Origin of the sequence: Roseobacter sinensis, assembly GCF_025755255.1 — a bacterium.
GTDB classification, from domain to species: domain Bacteria; phylum Pseudomonadota; class Alphaproteobacteria; order Rhodobacterales; family Rhodobacteraceae; genus Roseobacter; species Roseobacter sinensis.
Window position 1 is genome coordinate 347,416 of sequence record NZ_JALIEB010000002.1, and the last position, 17,012, is coordinate 364,427.

11 protein-coding genes are annotated in these 17,012 nt (G+C 65.0%); 3 read left to right on the top strand and 8 right to left on the bottom strand.

Going from position 1 to position 17,012, the window contains the following annotated elements; translation table 11 throughout:
- Positions 1 to 72 precede the first annotated feature (72 nt).
- Together MUB52_RS04615 and MUB52_RS04620 are read right to left on the bottom strand one after the other, a co-directional pair.
- Positions 73 to 2,001: a serine hydrolase gene (locus tag MUB52_RS04615; RefSeq protein WP_263843021.1), complete on the bottom strand. Its 1,929-nt coding sequence runs from the start codon at positions 1,999 to 2,001 to the stop codon at positions 73 to 75.
- A 712-nt stretch (positions 2,002 to 2,713) separates the two neighbouring features.
- A complete protein-coding gene (locus MUB52_RS04620; RefSeq protein ID WP_263843022.1) occupies positions 2,714 to 5,050 on the bottom strand; it encodes a DUF6851 domain-containing protein in 2,337 nt (778 codons plus the stop codon).
- 367 nt (positions 5,051 to 5,417) lie between these two features.
- Between MUB52_RS04620 and MUB52_RS04625 the strand changes: the two genes are divergently transcribed.
- Positions 5,418 to 6,923, top strand: a complete 1,506-nt coding sequence (locus MUB52_RS04625; protein WP_263843023.1) for a winged helix-turn-helix domain-containing tetratricopeptide repeat protein — start codon at positions 5,418 to 5,420, stop codon at positions 6,921 to 6,923.
- A gap of 4 nt (positions 6,924 to 6,927) precedes the next feature.
- On the opposite strand, the gene MUB52_RS04630 is transcribed toward MUB52_RS04625, so the two are convergent.
- From MUB52_RS04630 to MUB52_RS04645, 4 genes are all read right to left on the bottom strand, one after another.
- On the bottom strand, positions 6,928 to 7,539 hold the full coding sequence (locus MUB52_RS04630; RefSeq protein ID WP_263843024.1) for a hypothetical protein: 612 nt from the start codon (positions 7,537 to 7,539) through the stop codon (positions 6,928 to 6,930).
- A 198-nt stretch (positions 7,540 to 7,737) separates the two neighbouring features.
- Positions 7,738 to 8,220 carry a hypothetical protein gene (locus tag MUB52_RS04635; RefSeq protein WP_263843025.1) on the bottom strand — a complete coding sequence of 161 codons (483 nt, stop codon included), beginning with the start codon at positions 8,218 to 8,220 and terminating at the stop codon, positions 7,738 to 7,740.
- Positions 8,217 to 9,650, bottom strand: coding sequence for a cardiolipin synthase (gene cls, locus MUB52_RS04640; RefSeq protein ID WP_263843026.1), 1,434 nt, complete (start codon positions 9,648 to 9,650; stop codon positions 8,217 to 8,219). The genes MUB52_RS04635 and cls overlap by 4 nt, the downstream gene beginning before the upstream one ends.
- A complete protein-coding gene (locus MUB52_RS04645) occupies positions 9,647 to 10,384 on the bottom strand; it encodes an endonuclease/exonuclease/phosphatase family protein (protein ID WP_263843027.1) in 738 nt (245 codons plus the stop codon). The genes cls and MUB52_RS04645 overlap by 4 nt, the downstream gene beginning before the upstream one ends.
- A gap of 251 nt (positions 10,385 to 10,635) precedes the next feature.
- Between MUB52_RS04645 and MUB52_RS04650 the strand changes: the two genes are divergently transcribed.
- On the top strand, positions 10,636 to 12,735 hold the full coding sequence (locus tag MUB52_RS04650) for a 4Fe-4S binding protein (RefSeq protein ID WP_263843028.1): 2,100 nt from the start codon (positions 10,636 to 10,638) through the stop codon (positions 12,733 to 12,735).
- Positions 12,732 to 13,613: an FAD:protein FMN transferase gene (locus MUB52_RS04655; RefSeq protein ID WP_263843029.1), complete on the top strand. Its 882-nt coding sequence runs from the start codon at positions 12,732 to 12,734 to the stop codon at positions 13,611 to 13,613. Before MUB52_RS04650 ends, MUB52_RS04655 begins: the two co-directional genes overlap by 4 nt.
- 58 nt (positions 13,614 to 13,671) lie before the next feature.
- Here the strand turns inward: MUB52_RS04655 and MUB52_RS04660 are convergent, their stop codons facing one another.
- Together MUB52_RS04660 and MUB52_RS04665 are read right to left on the bottom strand one after the other, a co-directional pair.
- Positions 13,672 to 14,460: an FAD binding domain-containing protein gene (locus MUB52_RS04660; protein ID WP_263843030.1), complete on the bottom strand. Its 789-nt coding sequence runs from the start codon at positions 14,458 to 14,460 to the stop codon at positions 13,672 to 13,674.
- A gap of 118 nt (positions 14,461 to 14,578) precedes the next feature.
- Entirely contained in the window at positions 14,579 to 16,951 is a 2,373-nt protein-coding gene (locus MUB52_RS04665) for a xanthine dehydrogenase family protein molybdopterin-binding subunit (RefSeq protein ID WP_263843031.1), read from the bottom strand.
- Between the last annotated feature and the right edge of the window lie 61 nt (positions 16,952 to 17,012).

The window sequence follows — 17,012 nt, forward strand, 5'->3', positions numbered from 1 at the left end:
GCAACGGGCCTGCGACCTTGGCCACCAGACCGGCACCAAGATCGCAGGCGGAACGATCCTCACAAAATGCGATCAGAATATGAACACATCCTCGGTGAGGTCTGTAAGCGATACACCGATCAGATCAATCTCATTCTTGCCATAAGAAATCTGAACCCGGCCCCAGCCGCAGCTTTCGATTGTCAGATCCTTGTAGCCGAGACCCGTGGCTGAGAAGTCCAGCGCATCGCGCTCCGCATCGAACCAGTAGATACGATCGTGTCCGGCGTCCTCTCCGAAGACGAAGACATCGGCGCCCTGTCCGCCCCACATCCGGTCATTGCCACTGCCGCCGTCAAGCGTATCGTCGCCCGAGCCGCCATAGAGCATGTCATCGCCCGACCCGCCGGAGAGCGCATCGTCACCCTTGTCGCCGAAGAGGCGATCCCGGTCTGCGCCGCCGTCGAGCCTGTCCGCGCCGTGGCCCCCGCGCAGCAGATCCGCGCCCTCGCCGCCACGCAGGTCGTCATTTCCGTAATCGCCATACATCCGGTCACTTCCCGCACCGCCATCCAGAGTGTCATCACCGGCGCGCCCTCTCAGGTAGTCCCGGCCCCCGCCGCCGCCGATCCAGTCGTCACCGAAGCCGCCGCGCAGATGATCGTTGCCCTGCAGTCCCAAAAGCTGGTTGTCCGCATCCACGGCCCCCGGCGCGGCGCGCAGGATGTCGATGTGATCGCCACGGCCCGATCCGATCCGCAGAACCGAACCATCCTCGAAACTGAACCGGTCCGCATCGAACTCCGCCAGCGCGCCGTCGAGGCTGAGGCTGACGCCGTCGAGGCTCAGCTTTGTCTCCGCATTGCCCCGCACATCAATGCCTTCGCTGAGCGTCACCTCAGCGGCCGAGGCCGCGATCTCGAAGCTGCCGGCGTCGGGGTCGAAGCTTGCCCAATTGTCATCGTCGAAGATGGCCGCGAAGGCCGCGGCGAGAAGGTCGACCGGCTCGGCGCCGGAATGCGAGACCGCAACTGTCACAATCGTCCCGCTGTCGACGTGTACGAACGTCCCAGAGTTGGTTCCGAGCGTTCCGCCCTGAAACCCGATCAGCTGTTGGCCGAAGACGATGCCTGAGGAGAGACCGAAGCTCTCTCCATCCAGGCTCGGCGTGCCGTCCGGTGCCCGAAAGTCCAGCATCTGGGCCAGCTGCTCCGGGGGCAAGAGTGTCTTGGACAGCAGCAACGCATCCATGAAGCGCACCATATCACCCGTGGTGGAAACCGCACCGCCCGCAGCCCCGAAATGGAGCGGAGCGTCGGTAACATCGAAGGGTTGGCCGGGGACAAGCTCCGCATAGGAGCGCAGCATCGACGCCGTCCCGCTGTGCGGCGCGAAGACGGTATCGGCCATGCCCGCGGGGGTGAACATCTGCGCCTCCAGCACCTCGCCAAAGGACTGGCCGGTCACCTGCTCGACCAGCTTTTCGAGAAGCAGGAAGTTGGTGTTCGAATACGCGTAGGCCTCGCCCGGCGCAAAGGCCGCCGGCTGCCCCGTCGCTATGCCCAAGAGCGCGTCGGTGCCCATCGGTTGGGTCGGATCGGCGAGTAAGGCCTCAATGAAGGCCGGCAGCCCGCCGCTGCCCGGCACGCTGTCGAAGTCCGGGATGCCGGACCGGTTGGCGAGCAGTTGCCGGACGGTGACCGTCTCGATGTTCGCAATGCCCTCCAGCCCCGCGATATCCATCTGATCCGCCAGCGGCGCGTCGAAGTCGATCGCGCCGCTGGCGACGAGGTTCAGCACGACAACCCCGGTCATCATCTTGGTTTGCGATCCGATCTGGCACGCGTGATCGGTCGTTGCCGCGGCGCCGCTGGCCAGATCGGCAACGCCGCGTGCCTCCGCGACAGAGAGCCCGTCGCGGTGTATCTCCATGAGAACGGCGGGCGCCGGCGTGCTGCCGTGAAACGCGTCGATGACGGCACGCGGAGCGGCTTGCAGGGCGCTGAGGTCGAAAACAGGCATGATAGGATCCTTGATCATTGCAAAAGTCAGCGGGCGGATGGCCCGGTGACGCATCTGCCTCAACCCGGCCGCCTTGGCGTCCGGCTGGATCGGTCAGGACACATCAGAACAGAGGAGCGGCGGATCGCCCTGGCCCGGAGGACAGACACCTCCGCTGCCGAGTGCGCAACCACAGGGTCTCGCGAACGGCAGCGTGGGGCCACCTCGCTGTAGGGCGGGCACCAACCGGGCTGACGCCTGCCGGATCCACCGGACCTGCGCGCGCGCCCTGCGGGGCCGCTCCGCATCTCCCTGGCTGGGTCGCGATGCGCTCGACTGGATGATCATCTGGACGCTGCTGTCCGAGGATCAGGCCGCACAGGCGGATGCGTGCGGCAGAGAAGACACAATCGTTGGGCGCTCGGAAACGAGAGGGCGAGGATCCCGCCGAAGCCGCGCGCCATGCCGACATCCGCTCGCCCCGAACAGAGCCATGGACGATCGGGTTACAGCCGACAGTCGAACAGCTCCCGAAAGGCCTTCAGGTCGACACACGGTCGACCTTGACCGAACGCGTTGCAGCTCTTCACCGTATGGTGCGTGATGCTGAGGCCCCCGACAAGGCAGTGCAGGAGAGGCTGCCGCGCTTCCGCGGCCTGCGGCGCGACAGATGGGCTGGGTGGCGAGCCTGCCGGGGGGGGGGGGGGGGGGCCCCCCCCCCCCCGCAGGCGCTCTACGCCCAGACCTCATCAACGAAAAACAAGGTGTCTCCAAGCGAGAGGTCGCCCGCCTCCACTGAACGGAAGAGTGCTATTTCATCCCCCCCAACCGTGAGGATCGCATCGGTTCCGATATCGATGACATCGACCTCGTCCTGCGGTTCGAACCCGACCAGCTGTACCTGATCCCGGTTGCGGTTGAAGTCCGCGACCACATCGAAGCCGGTCTCGCCAAGCCGGAACAGGAAGACATCCGCGCCGCGACCGCCGCTCAGGAGGTCGAACCCGTCGCCTCCGGACACAGTATCGCGCCCAGCCCCGCCGGAGACCGTGTCATTGCCGCGATCACCCTCGACGAGATCCGCGCCGGCACCGCCATCGAGCTCGTCATCATCGCGCCCGCCTGACAGCGTATCACGACCCTGCTCTCCGAAGACCGTATCGCTGCCACGCCCGCCTGACGCCGTGTCATCGTCACGACCACCATGCACCAGGTCGTCGCCCCGCCCCCCGGCGATCATGTCATCGCCGCGGCCGCCGTAGATCGTGTCGTCATCGCGCCCGCCGAAGAGGCTGTCATCGCCGAGGCCGCCTTTCAAGAGGTCATCATCACGCCCGCCGCGGAGCGTATCATCGCCCTCGCCGCCGATCAGCGTGTCTTCATCTCGCTGACCGCGCAGGCTGTCATCGCCCTCGCCGCCATCCAGCAGATCGCCTCCACGACCGCCACCCAGATCGTCATCGCCTGATCCACCTTCGATCTCGTCATCGCCACGCCGTCCAACGACCGTATCGTCACCCGCGCCGGCAATGGTAAGCCCGCCGTCGCGGTCCGTGACGATCCTGTCGTCACCGCCCCGGGTGAACAGCGCCTCCCAGCGGATCTCGGCATTGGCGGCAACCTTGCGACCGATCTCGAGACCGTTCAAATTGCCGTCCTGAATGTGGATGCCACCGTAGAGCCGCGAGATACCGGCCTCTTCAGCGGCCTCGGTCAAGGTCTCCCACTGGAGGACCACGGGCGGCCCCTCACCAAAATCCTCGAAAACCAATTCACTGGTCTCGTAACGGCCCAGCAGATCGGTGCCCGGAACGCCGTCGAGATCGTAATTGCTGAGCGACGTCCCGTCGTAGTAGGCGTCCGAGCCGACAAAACTCGCGATGGTCTTGGCCGCAGCCATCGAGAAGGTGGAATGCCCCGAGACATACTCCGGAAACGGCGGCGTTACGAAGGTCACATTCTGGTAGGGCTGCCACTCCTGCCCCAGGATCGTCTGCGTGCCCTGATTGACCCCGCCCCAGGCCTCGATCTCCTGGTCGTAGAAGAGATCGCGGATCGCCGACTGCGGGCGCACATAGTCATAGGTGTATTTCGCTTCCCAGGTGGCGATGCCCGCGTCGAACACCGCTGCATTCAGCGCAAAGAACAGCTTGGCATCCTGGTCGATGCCGTGGCCTTCCCGCAAGGCGATGTCCTGCGCGATCTGGTTCCAGTGACCGGGAGGCGACTCGGTGCGCGGCCCATCGGCCCAGAACTCCGCAATCACCTTCTGCGCGTTGGTCAACCCCGCAGAGAACTCGACCACCTCGGCAATCTGATCGCGGTAGGCCTGATCGTTCGTGGTCAGCTTGCCGGTGCCATCCACATACTCGGAGAAATGCCCCAGCTGCGGTGGAGCATCGGGCCGGAACTGGTCACCCGAGGCCAGCGCGAAGCTGTCCACATCACCCCAATGCGGCGTCAGCGCGATCTGGTCCACATAACTGGAGGGATCGTCGTTATCGACAATCGGCACACCATTGGCATCTGTCGCCGTACCGGTCGGCACGCGCAGGGGTTGCCAATGATTGGGGTCGAAGTCGGGTCCGCCTGGTGCACGGCCGCTGTCCGGATCGGCGGAGTTTACCGGGGCATATCCGCTGGTATCCGCGAAGTCATTCGCTGCGTTCGAGCCGTCCTCGGCCCGCGCCGCAAAGACATTCTCAGCCGCAAGTGCGCCCACGCCAGCGGCGGTTCCGGTGCCGGGATCCGCATTCGCTGGGTCAAAGCCCAGCTCCGCCATGAACGCATCGAACTTGTCGATCTCGCCGGGGAAGAGCGCGATCAGGGTCGCATAGGCCGCGAAGCTGACCGCTTCGGCCTTGTTGGCGTCGGTGTTGCTCAGCCCCGTCCGGATTTCCGAGTAGTGCCCGTAAGCATCCGGATCGAAGGCGGCCCAGGCGTCGTACACAGCGGAACTGACCAGATGCAGCTGATAGGTCGTGGCGGTCGGCTTGGCGCTCCCTTCGCGAATGGCTTCGAGCATCACCTCGTTCCATTGCGCGACAATAGATTGCTGTTGAACATTCATAATCAATCACTCCATGCAAAATGCATTGTCTTAAAAAATGGCACAATCCTATATGAGAGCGCCCGGAATCCAAAGAGTTGTCATTGAAATCAAGGGCTTGCTTCAACCACAGATAGAAAGCCTGCCGATAAACCCGGCACATCCTGCGTCATGCAACGGTCCAAAGGCGCGATGCCGCGCCATTGCCGCCGGATGCGGGCGGCGCCTTGCCTCCTGTGTGATGCTTTCACTTTCATCACCCCCCAAACTCACTGTTGGACGCGGGCCTCGAAAGGCCCGATTTGGAGGATATCCCGGTCCGTCTTAACCTGCGTGTTGAGTTAACGTTGATTCCACGTGAAGACGCGGCATGCATTGGGGGCATCACATGCGCAAATGGTCTTTCATTCCATCCGAAAACCGTCTTGAGGCGGAGGAGGAAGTCGCGCATCTCACGGGAAAGGCCAGCGCGGTTCTGCGTTATCTGCTGCAGAACCAGGGGGCGGTCGTCTCCCGCGATGAAATCCTCAAGGCGATCTGGCAGGACGTGCACGTCACACCGGATCTGGTGCGCGAGTACATCTTCGACATTCGCCAGGCCCTTGGCGACGATGCCAGCAACCCGCGCTATATCGAGACGATCCGCGGCAAGGGGTTCCGGCTGATCGGCGGCGTCGAGGTCCTGCGCAGCACCACTGACCCGCTCGGCGGCATCCGGCGTCCGCGCATCGCGGTGCTGCGGCCCGACTGCCTCGAAGGCGGGGCGCGGTGGCAGCGCTTTGCGGATGGTATGGCCGACGAGTTGATCACCGATCTTGCCCGCTTCAGCGATCTGGCCGTAATCGCACGGATCTCGTCCTTTGCCGCCGACACGTCGAAGTCCATCCTCGATGTGGTGGACCAGCTCAACGCGGATTACGTGGTGGAAAGCAGCCTCTCGGCCTGGCCGGACCAGCTCAAGGCGCAATTCCAGCTCATCGACGGGCGCAACGGGCTGCACGTCTGGGCCGAGACCATCGAGCGGCCAGTGACGTTGATGCCGCAGCTTTCGGGCGACATCGCGCTGACGGTGGCCAATCACATCGGCGGACCTTCAGGCGCCATCGTGCGGGCCGAACAGCGCTATGCGGTGCGCCGTCCGCTTTCCGAACTCAACGCGTATGAGCACTACGTGATGGCCTGCCATCTGGAGGAACATTATGATCAGGCGTCGATGCAACGCGGCCTGGCGCATGCCGAGAAGGTCATCGAGCTTGACCCCGAGTTTGCCCGCGGCCATCTGATGCGCTCCATGTTCTGCGACCGCGGCGAGGCCGTCTCAAACGCGCGCAGCCACGAGGAATGGGTCCAGGAAACCGCCCTTTCCGCCGAGAAGGCGCTGAGCATCGACAGCCGCGACCCTTTGATCCTGTCGGAATGTGCACGCGCCTTCGCCAACACCGGCCGCCCGGCCCTGGCCCGCAACGCCGCGGTGCGCGCCGCTGACTTTGCTCAGAACGACTCGCTGGCCGCTCTCAACACCGCGTCCTCGCTGACCCTCGTGGTCGGCGAGTTCGACCTGGCGGAACAGATGCTGGACACTGCCTTCTCGCTCTGCCCCTTGCCAGCCGCCTTCTATGCATTTGCGCGTGGCCGCAACCTGCTCTTTTCAGGCCGCTACGCGGAGGCGGAGGCGGTGGCGGAGACCGGCCCTGACTACGAATCCACCTACGTGATCCGCCTGTTGTCGCAGGCCCTGCAGAACAAGACCGACGCTGCACGAGAGACGCTCCAGGTGCTGCGGGCCAAATACCCGCATTTCGACTTCGACGCATACCCCAAGAACATGGGGATGGTGGCTGAGCCGACCCTGGAGGTCTACCACGAGGCGGTGGCGCGGCTTGGCCTCGATTGAACGCTTAGCGGAGCGGCTCGATCAGTTGCACGGGGCCGGCCTTCAGCAGCAGCAGATCGGCCCAGAACCAAAGCAGAAAACAAAAGATCATCATCGTCGGCAGTGCAATCTCCGACAGCGTGCCGTTGCTGTCGGACAGCGTCAGCGCAAGCGCCGCGATGGAGGGCCCCCGGCTGATGATCACGGCCATGCGGAAGCCTCTGTCGAGCAATGTCTGGCCCGGGACAGAAACGGTGGGCAGCACCGCCGTGCCCAGCTTGCCCCCCGCCAGGAGCACCCCGGCCAGCAGCGCCAGCGCCGTATCGCCCAGCCAGACAAGCGCGACGGTGAGCATGATCGCCGCGATGCCCGCCAGCAGATCGCCCAATTGAACAAGGCGCGGTTGCGGCTGCGCAGCGTCACGCCAGGCGCGGTCATAGAAGACACCGGAAACAAGGAAGAGCCCCATCGCCCCGCTCAGCCAAAGCGCACCCGGGCTGCCCGCGAAATGCGCGGCAAGGGCCGCACCGACGCCCATATCGACACGCAAGTGCACAAGCGGCATGACTGCGCCCGACACCAGCGCAAGCAGATTGCCGATGTTGTAGAGCGCACCGGGCCCCGGTGATCGGATCAAGCCCGCTGACCTCTGGCCAAAGGATGATTTGTCCACATTGCTGCACAAGGCTCCACCCTCCAAAATAACTTGCTAAAAAAGGTGCGCCGCCCGGCTGGACAGCGCAGGTCAGAGCCTACCGCCGACGCCGCAGGGCTTTTTGATGAGTTTTCGTTGAGTCTGTGAGGCTTTCGCCAAATCAAAGGCTTGGGCGAAGCCTCAGACGTGATCAGCCCGCAGCCACGTGGCCAGATAGCGCTCGGGCTTCGGCGTAGCTCCCATCATCGTCTCCCGCCAGGTGGCCTGCTCCGCCTCGATGATCGCCAGCTCCCAGACACAGCCCACCACCGGGCGATGCGCCGTGTCCATCGGCTCTGCCGCCTCGTAGAGCTGGCGATAAATGTGCTGGCAGAGGACCGAGCCCTGCACCCACCACTGCGCCGCAATCGAGATCCCCCAGTCTCCCGGATGGATGATTACAAAGCCGAGATCGTTGCTGTCGCCCATCTCGGCGACCCGGGCGCAGACCTCCTCGGCCAGAAACCGCTCCGCCCGCGCCCGCATCCCGGCGGTCACCTCCTTGCCCGGCGCGGCCAAGCCGTAAACCTTCACACGCAGCGCGCCCACCTCCGCCACCCCGTGGCGGGTCACGGCGCGCGGCGGATAGACCTCTCGGGGGTGATCGCCGTCAGGCTGGCTCATAGCACGGGTCCGATGGTTGCAATCACATTGTGCCAGATGCGCTCATGCCGCGGCCAGGTGAGCACCTCGGCGTGGCGCACCGGGTCAGACCGCGCGATGTAACTTTGCTGCCGCGCCCGCAGATCGCAGGTGATCGCGGCATCCTGCAACAGCATATTGTTCTCGTAATTCAGATCGAAGCTGCGCTGATCGAGGTTGGACGAGCCGACAACACTGACCTGCCCGTCGATGGTCAGGGTCTTGGCATGCAACAGCCCGTCCCGGAACTCATGGATGCGGCACCCGGACGACAAAAGCTTGCGGTAGTAGCTGCGGCTGGCCGCCGCCACGACCCAGCTGTCATTGCGCTTCGGAAAGATCAGGCTGACCGCCACACCGCGATAGGCGGCGGCGCACAGCGCTTCCAACACCGTCGCGTCGGGCACGAAATAGGGCGTGGAGAGGATCAGCTCTTCCTGCGCGCTGGCGAAGAGGCCCGAAAAGAGCTGTGGGGTCGCGCCCCGGCGCTCCGTCGGGCCGTCCCCCATGACCTGCGCCGGGAACCCGCCGGCGACGGACTCGGCGCGCAGCGGCAGCGTCTCGAACTGCTCGCCGGTGGCTTGCAGCCAATCGCTGAGGAACAGGATCTCGTTCTGCGCGACCACAGGGCCCTTGAGGCGCAACATCACGTCGACCCAAGGCGCGTATTTCGCCTTGATGCGGAATTCGGGGTCTGCCGCATTCTGGCTGCCGCAATAGGTGATGGTGCCATCGATCACCGTGATCTTGCGGTGGTTGCGCAAATCGAGCCGGCTGGTCAGCACCGTGCGGACCGGATTTTTCAGCGGCAGGGCAACCGCGCAGCGCACCCCGGCCTCTTCCATGCGCTGCCACAGCTCCGAGCGGACCAGCCCGCGCGAGCCCAGGCCGTCCGCCATCGCGCGGCAGACCACGCCGCGCTCGGCTGCGCGGATCAGGGCGTCGGCAATCGCCGTGCCGGTCGCGTCGGTGAGCCAGATGTAGTAGAGCACGCTCACCCGCTCGGTCGCCGCATCGATGTCCTCGACCAGCCGCGCGGTGGTCTCCGCCTCATCAGCCAGCAGTTCCGCGCAATTGTCCGAGACCGGATGAAAGCCGTTGATCGACGCAGCGTAATGGAAGGCCGGGCGGTAGACCTCGCCGATCAGCGTGTCGGCCGCATCGGGCGTTCCCATGAAGCCCTGCGCCCGTGCCTTCAGACCGTCGAAGACCGCTTTGTGCCGCTTGTCGGCACGGTGGCCGATGTCGATCTCGCCGAAGAGAAAGTAGACCGCGCTGCCGAGGTAGGGCAGCAGGTTCAGCACCACGAACCATGCCAAGCGCGCCGGCGGCGACAGGTCGTCGCGCAGCAGGATGCGCGTTGTGAAGCCCACAACGACAAAGACATGCGCAGCGACGATCAGCCAGATCATAACGACGTCACCGCAAACTGCACATCCACCACGATGGGCAGATGATCCGACGCGCGGCGCGCCAGGTCAGACCGATGCACATGGGCAGCCACCGGCTCGAGCGCGCCTGCCAGAACGAAGCGGTCGAGTGCGGTCACGGGGCGCGCCGCGTGAAAGCTCGGCCCGGGCGAGACCACCTGCGTGCCAGCGTTGAATTCCATCTTGTCGCCGTTCCACTCGTTGAAATCCCCCGCGATGATGACCGGGTGATCGCAGCGATCCAGGTAGGCCTGCAGGGCCGTCATCTGCTTGCGCCGGATCGCCCGGGTCAACCCCAGGTGCACGCCGACCACCTCCAGATCGGGCGGTCCCACGCGCACCGCCACCGCACCCCGCGGCTCGAGCGATGGGATATCGATGCGGGACGTCTCGCGTACCGCAAAGCGCTCCCGCATCAGGATCGCATTGCCGTGCCAGCCGTGGCTCAGCGGCCGCGCGGAGACATCGGCAAGCACGTAGCCCAGCTCGCCCTCCAGCCGGTCGAGCGGCAAAACGCCCTCGCGCGTACCGGTGCGTTTGTCGGCCTCCTGCAGCACCACGACATCGGCGTCGATCTCGGCCAGAACATCGGCTATCCGCTCAGGATCGCGCCGCCAGTCGAGGCCCACGGCCTTGCGGATGTTGTAGCTTGCAATGCGCATCACGCGGCGGTCATCCGGATCGGTCGTGTCCCGCCTGCTGTGCCCATTTCTCATCCCTCTTTCGTGACGCCAAGTCCCAATCTCATCCGCCGGGCCGGCTTTGGCAAGAGCCGGCGCCGCGTGGATGTCTCTTGGCCGATCACAGGCGTGCGTGATCCTCGTGCAGGTTCCGTTTCAAGCGGAAACGAGTGCCATGCGACCGCTGCTCGGCGCGACAGGCCAGAGGCCCCGCAGACGTCGAACCGGGCAGCCACCCGACCAAAGTCGCATTTCGCCGGGCCGCGTCAGATGTGCAATCATGCCGCATGGTATTGGTGCGCGCGCTACTGCTCTGGACCCTCGCGGTCCTGGGACCGGTTTCCGCTCAAGCGGAGCCCACGCCGCGCGACGTGCTGGCACCGCTGATCGTGCCGCCGATGTCGCTCGGCGAAATGATCAGCGATCAGGGTGTCTACGAGCTTCTGAATTCCGGCGGCGCGCATGCAGGCTACGTGTTCGAAACGGAACCCATGGCGCCCCTGCCCGGTTTCTCGGGCGCGCCGATCAACGCGCTGGTGGTGCTCGACCTCGACGGGCGCTTCCTCGACGTTCAATTGCTGAACCACAACGAGCCGATCTTCGTCTCGGGCCTGCCTGAGAAGCTCTTCTTCGACTTTTTCAAGCAGTATCGGGGCCATTCCATTTCGGACAGTCTGGTCGTCGGCTCACCCTATGGCGCCGGCGATGACAGCTCGGCGCTGGTCTACCTCGACGGGGTGACCAAAGGCACCGCCAGCGTACGCATCGCCCATGAAAGCATCCTGGCCGCCGCACTTCAGGTCGCACGCGAGAAGATGGGTGGCGTCTCTGCCGGGCCGCCCGCCTACCCCAACCGCGACCACGACGAAGACCTGACGTGGGACGATCTGGTGGAACAGGGCCTCGTTGTCCGTAAGACCGTGACCAACGCTGAGATCCAGGCGCTCTTTGACGGCACCGTCTGGGAGGATGATGACCCGGAGGCGCTGGACGATCCCAAGGGCATCTACCTCGACCTCTGGCTGGTCGACCTCGGCCCACCGTCGATCGCCCGCGCGGTGCTGTCCGAGGACGGCTTCGCCGCACTGCAGGAGTTCATGTCGATCTCGACGAGCGATGAGCCCCTGCTGGTGATCGAGGCCGGGCGTCACGGCCTTGTGTCAGAGGATTTCGTCCGCAACACGGCACCTGACTGGCTGAGCGCCGAACAGGGCGGGTTCCCGATTGCGCTGCGCGATGCGGATCTGATCATCGAGCTCAACGACGACGTGCCCGACGCGCTGCACGACGCCGCGGATTTCGGCGCGGGGCTGATACTGCGCACCGACCGGCGGCTCGGCTTCGACCCCGCCTCCGACTGGACGTTCAAGGTGAAGGCCGTGCGCGAGCATGGCATGTTCCAGCCCGAGATCGGCTCCGTCTCGCTCGACCTGACGCATCAGACCGACGCACGGTTCTTCTCCCGCCCCGTGGTGCAGGCGCCCAATCCGCCCTGGCTGGAGGCGCTGCGCGGGCGCGCCGTGGATATCGCCATTGCCGCCGTGGCCCTCACCGCGCTCTGCGCCGTCCTGCTGCTGCGGCAGTCCGAATTGGCAGCACTGCGCCACTACACCCCCATACGCCTCAGTATCCTGGCGGCCGTTACGGGCTTCATCGGCTGGTGGGGTCAGGGCCAGCTCTCCATCGTCACGCCGCTCGCCACGCTGCGCGCGGCCCTCGAGGGCGGCTCCTACGCCTTCCTGATCTACGACGCCTTCTCGCTGGTGATCTGGAGCTTTGCGATCCTGGGTCTGGTGCTCTGGGGCCGGGGGCTCTTCTGCGGCTGGCTCTGCCCCTTCGGCGCGCTTCAGGAGTTCGCCAGCCACATCGGGCGCGTACTGGGCATTCGCCAGATCGAGCCCTCGGCCAAGTGGGACGCGCGCCTCAACTGGCTCAAATACGGCGTGCTCGCGGCCCTTGTGGCGGTGGTGTTCTTCGCCCCCGACTACACGGACAAGGCCGCGGAGGTCGAACCCTTCAAGACCGCCATCACCACCTTCTTTGTCCGCGAATGGTACTACGTGGCATATGCGGTCTTCTGGCTGCTGCTCTCCATGATGCTCTTCAAGGGCTTCTGCCGCTATGTCTGCCCACTCGGGGCTTTCCTGGCCATCGGCGGGCTGATCCGAGGCCGGAACTGGATTCCGCGCCGCGCCGCCTGCGGCAGCCCCTGCCAGCTCTGCAAGGTCAAGTGCCGCTATGGCGCGATCAAACCAACCGGCGAGATCCGCTATTCCGAGTGCTTCCACTGCCTCGACTGCGTGACCATCCACGACGACCGCGCCCAATGCGTGCCACTGATCCTTGCGGACCGGGCCGGGACACGCAGACGGGTGGCTGCCGAATGATCTCCCGGCGTCGCTTCCTGACGATCAGCTGTGCCGCTTTGGCGGCGCCCGCCCGTGCCGCGGGTGTCACAACCCGCTGGCACGGGCGGGCGTTGGGCGCGGATGTCAGCGTCGCGATCCGCGGCCCTGCCGAGATTGCCGAACCCGCGCTTGAGGAGGCACTGCGCCTGATCGCCCGCGTCGAGGCGCTATTCAGCCTCTACGATCCGACCAGCCTGCTGGTGCGGCTCAATCGTATGGGTCACCTCGCAGCACCGCCCGTCTATATGCTGCGCCTCTTCGAAGTCAGCAAGGCCATGCACGTTGCGACTGACGGGCTCTTCGATCCGACCGTCCAGGCGCTCTGGCAAAGTCACGCTCAGGGCCGACCACTGGCCGAGGCCTACCCGACCGTCGGCTGGCAGCGCGTGCAGTTCGACCGGACCGAGATTTCTCTTGCCGCCGGACAGCAGCTGACCTTCAACGGGATCGCACAGGGCTATGCGACCGATCTGGTCAGCGATGCGCTGCGCGCCGCCGGTCTTTCCGATATCCACGTCAATATCGGAGAGCACGCCGCCTTTGGGCCCGCGCGCCGGCTTGGCCTTGCGGACCCCGTCCATGGCCACCTGGGGCATCTGACCCTGCAAAACAGCGCCATCGCCACGTCGAGCCCAGCAGCGACCCGTGTGGGCGATGCCACTCACATCCTCGGGCCTCAAGGCGCCGAACCGCGCTGGTCGACGGTGTCCGTCATCGCCACGCGGGCCGCCGAGGCCGATGCGCTATCCACGGCGCTCTGCCTTGCGCCTCTGTCGCTGATGGAAAGGCTGCGGACCCTGCCAGGCGTTCGGCGCATCGTCGCGGTTGCATCAAACGGCGATCTGATCACGCTCTGAAACGCAAAAAGCGCCGTCCCTCTTTGGGACGGCGCACTGTTTTAGCACCTAACTTGACCTAAGCGGCAGCCTCCACCGCACGTTTGGTCATGACGCCGACCAGATGCGCACGATAGGCTCCGGTGCCATGCAAATCCGAGATCATGCCATCGCCCGACACCGCCAGACCGCCCACCGCAGAGGCCGAGAACTCCGACGACAGTGCCGCCTCGGCCTCCGACCAACGGAACACCCCATCCTCGGAGGCGCCGGTCACCGCGACCCGCACACCGTCTGCAAACTTCGCGACAAAGACGCCGACCAACGCAAAGCGCGAGGCGGGCTGCACGAATTTCTGATAGTTGGCCACCTCCGGTATCGGGAACCGCACCTCGGTGATGAGTTCGCCCTCCTCCAGCGCTGTGCTGAACATGCCCTGGAAGTAGTCGTCCGCCGCAATCTCGCGCGTATTGGTGACAATTGTCGCACCCGAGCCCAGCACCGCTGCCGGGTAACAGGCGGATGGGTCGTTGTTAGCGAGCGACCCGCCGATGGTGCCGCGGTTGCGTACTGCCGGATCACCGATATGGCTCGCCATCGCAGCCAGCGCAGGATACTGCGTGGCCTCCCGCGCCACGGTGGCGTGTGTTGTGGCACCGCCCACGCAGAGCCGCCCGTCATCGCCGGTGCACACCCCCTTCATCTCCGCCACGCGACTGAGGCTCACCAGCACAGAGGGGCTCGCCAAGCGCTGCTTCAGCGTCGGGATCAGCGTCTGACCCCCTCCCAACGCCTGCGCCTCGTCCCGCCCCATCGCAGCCACCGCATCCGCGACCGTGCCCGGGGTCTCCACATCAAAGTTATACATCTCGTCGTCCTTTCCATTGGCCAGCGCGAGCGCAACAACGACTTCTTCTGGCCCAAAGTATCCCGGGGGGAGCGGCCCGGCAGGGCCGCCGGGGGGCTGGCCCCCCGCCCCGCTCAGATCATGTGTTCATCGCCGCCCAGACGCGTGCCGGGGTCGCCGGCATGTCCAGATGGTCCACCTTGTGACCGCCCGACTGCAGTGCATCGATGATCGCATTGATCACCGTGGGCGGCGAGCCGATGGCCCCGGCCTCGCCACAGCCCTTCACGCCCAAGGGATTGTGCGTGCAGGGCGTCTGGCAGGAGTGATCGACCACATAGTGATCCATCGCTGGCAGGTTGTCCGCCCGTGGCATCGCGTAGTCCATATAGGAGGCGCTCAGCAACTGCCCGTTCTCGTCATAGGAACAGTTCTCCAACAGCGCCTGACCGATGCCTTGCGCGATCCCGCCATGCACCTGGCCTTCGACAATCATCGGGTTGACCACATTGCCGAAGTCATCCGCACTCGCAAAACGCTCGATGGTCACCTCACCCGTGGCCGGGTCCACCTCCACCTCGCAGGTATAAGCGCCCGCGGGATAGGTGAAGTTGCTTGGATCGTAGAACGCCGTCTCCTCCAGCCCAGGCTCGATGTCCTCCAGCGGGTAGTTGTGCGGCACATAAGCGGCGAGCGTCACGTCCCCCCAGGCCACGGATTTATCCGTGCCCGCGACGCTGAACGCTCCATCCTTGAGCTCGATATCGCTCTCGGAGGCTTCCAGCAGGTGGCTCGCGATCTTCTTGGCCTTGGCGATGATCTTCTCGGTCGCCCGTACCATGGCCGAACCCCCCACCGCGATCGAGCGCGAGCCATAGGTGCCCATGCCCATCGGCGTGTTGGCCGTGTCGCCATGCACCACTTCGATCATGCTTTCATCGATGCCGATCATATCCGCGATCACCTGAGGGAAGGCCGTCTCGTGGCCCTGCCCGTGGCTGTGCGAGCCGGTCATCACCACAAGCCCGCCCGTGGCATTCACCCGAACCGTGGCGCTTTCATAGAGCCCTGCACGGGCACCCAGCTGACCCACGAGGTTCGACGGCGCAATGCCGCAAGCCTCGATGAAGCAGTTGATGCCGAAGCCACGCAGCTTGCCCTTCGCCTCGCTCTCGGCCCGCCGGGCGGCAAAGCCATCCCGATCCGAGAGCTCCAGCACCTTGTCCATCGTTGCATGGTAGTCGCCCGTATCGTACTCGACGGCCACCGGCGTGGCATAAGGGAACTCGGTGATGAAGTTCTGCCTCCGCAACTCCACCGGGTCGACCCCCAACTCCCGCGCGGCCTTGTCGATCACCCGCTCCAGCTGGAACGTCGCCTCGGGCCGGCCGGCGCCGCGATAGGCATCGACAGGCACAGTATTCGTAAACACCGCCTTCACGTTCACATAGATCAGCGGCGTCTTGTAGTTGCCAGCCATCAGCGTGCCATGCAACCAGGTCGGAATCGACGGCGCGAAGGTGCTGAGGTAAGCGCCCATATTCGCGTAGGTCTCGGTGCGCACGGCGGTGAAGTTGTTGTCGCCATCGAGCGCCAGCTCGATCTTGGTCACGTGATCGCGGCCATGGGCGTCGGACATGAATGCTTCCGAGCGCGACGACGTCCATTTGACAGCGCGATTGCAGGCCTTGGCGGCAAAGGTGCAGAAGGCCTCCTCCTGGTAATGGAAAATCTTCGTGCCGAAGCCTCCGCCCACGTCCGGCGCCACCACCCGCAGCTTGTGCTCGGGAATGCCCAGCACGAAGGCACCCATCAGCAGGCGGATCACATGCGGGTTCTGCGAGGTGGTGTAGAGCGTCGACTCATCCGTGCCACGGGCATAGTCACCCACCGCCACACGCGGCTCCATCGGGTTGGCGACCAGCCGGTTGTTCACCAGCTCCAGCGTCGTCACATGCGCGGCCTTCTCGAAAGCCTCATCGGTGGCCGCCTTGTTCTCTTCCACAAAGCCCCAGTCGTAGCAAAGGTTCGAGGTCAGATCGTCATGCACCTTGACGTCGTTGTTCGCCACCGCCGCTTTCATGTCGACAACGGCCGGAAGCTCGTCGATGTCGAGCACGATGGCCTCGGCCGCATCGCGCGCCTGCTCCAACGTGTCCGCCACCACCGCGGCGATGGGCTCGCCCACATGGCGGACCTTTCCGTGGGCCAGAATCGGGTGGCGTGGCTCCTGCATGGGCTGGCCATGCTTGTCCGTGACCTGCCAGCCGCAGGGCATGCCACCCACCGCTTCGAAGTCCGCGCCAGTGAAGATCTTCACGACCCCGGGCATACCCTGTGCGGCGCTGGTATCGACCGAGTTGATCGTGCCATGCGCGATATCCGAGCGCAGGAAAGCCACATGAGCCTGCCCGTGGATGTTGATGTCGTCGGTGTAATTGCCGGCGCCGGTCAGAAACCGTACGTCCTCGCGCCGCTTGGAACTGGCGCCAATGCCTCCGTCTTTCGGCATATCCTTCCTCCCTGTCAAACGGTGGCCTGAAAGCCCACCTTACCTGTTGGTTGCACGGGTC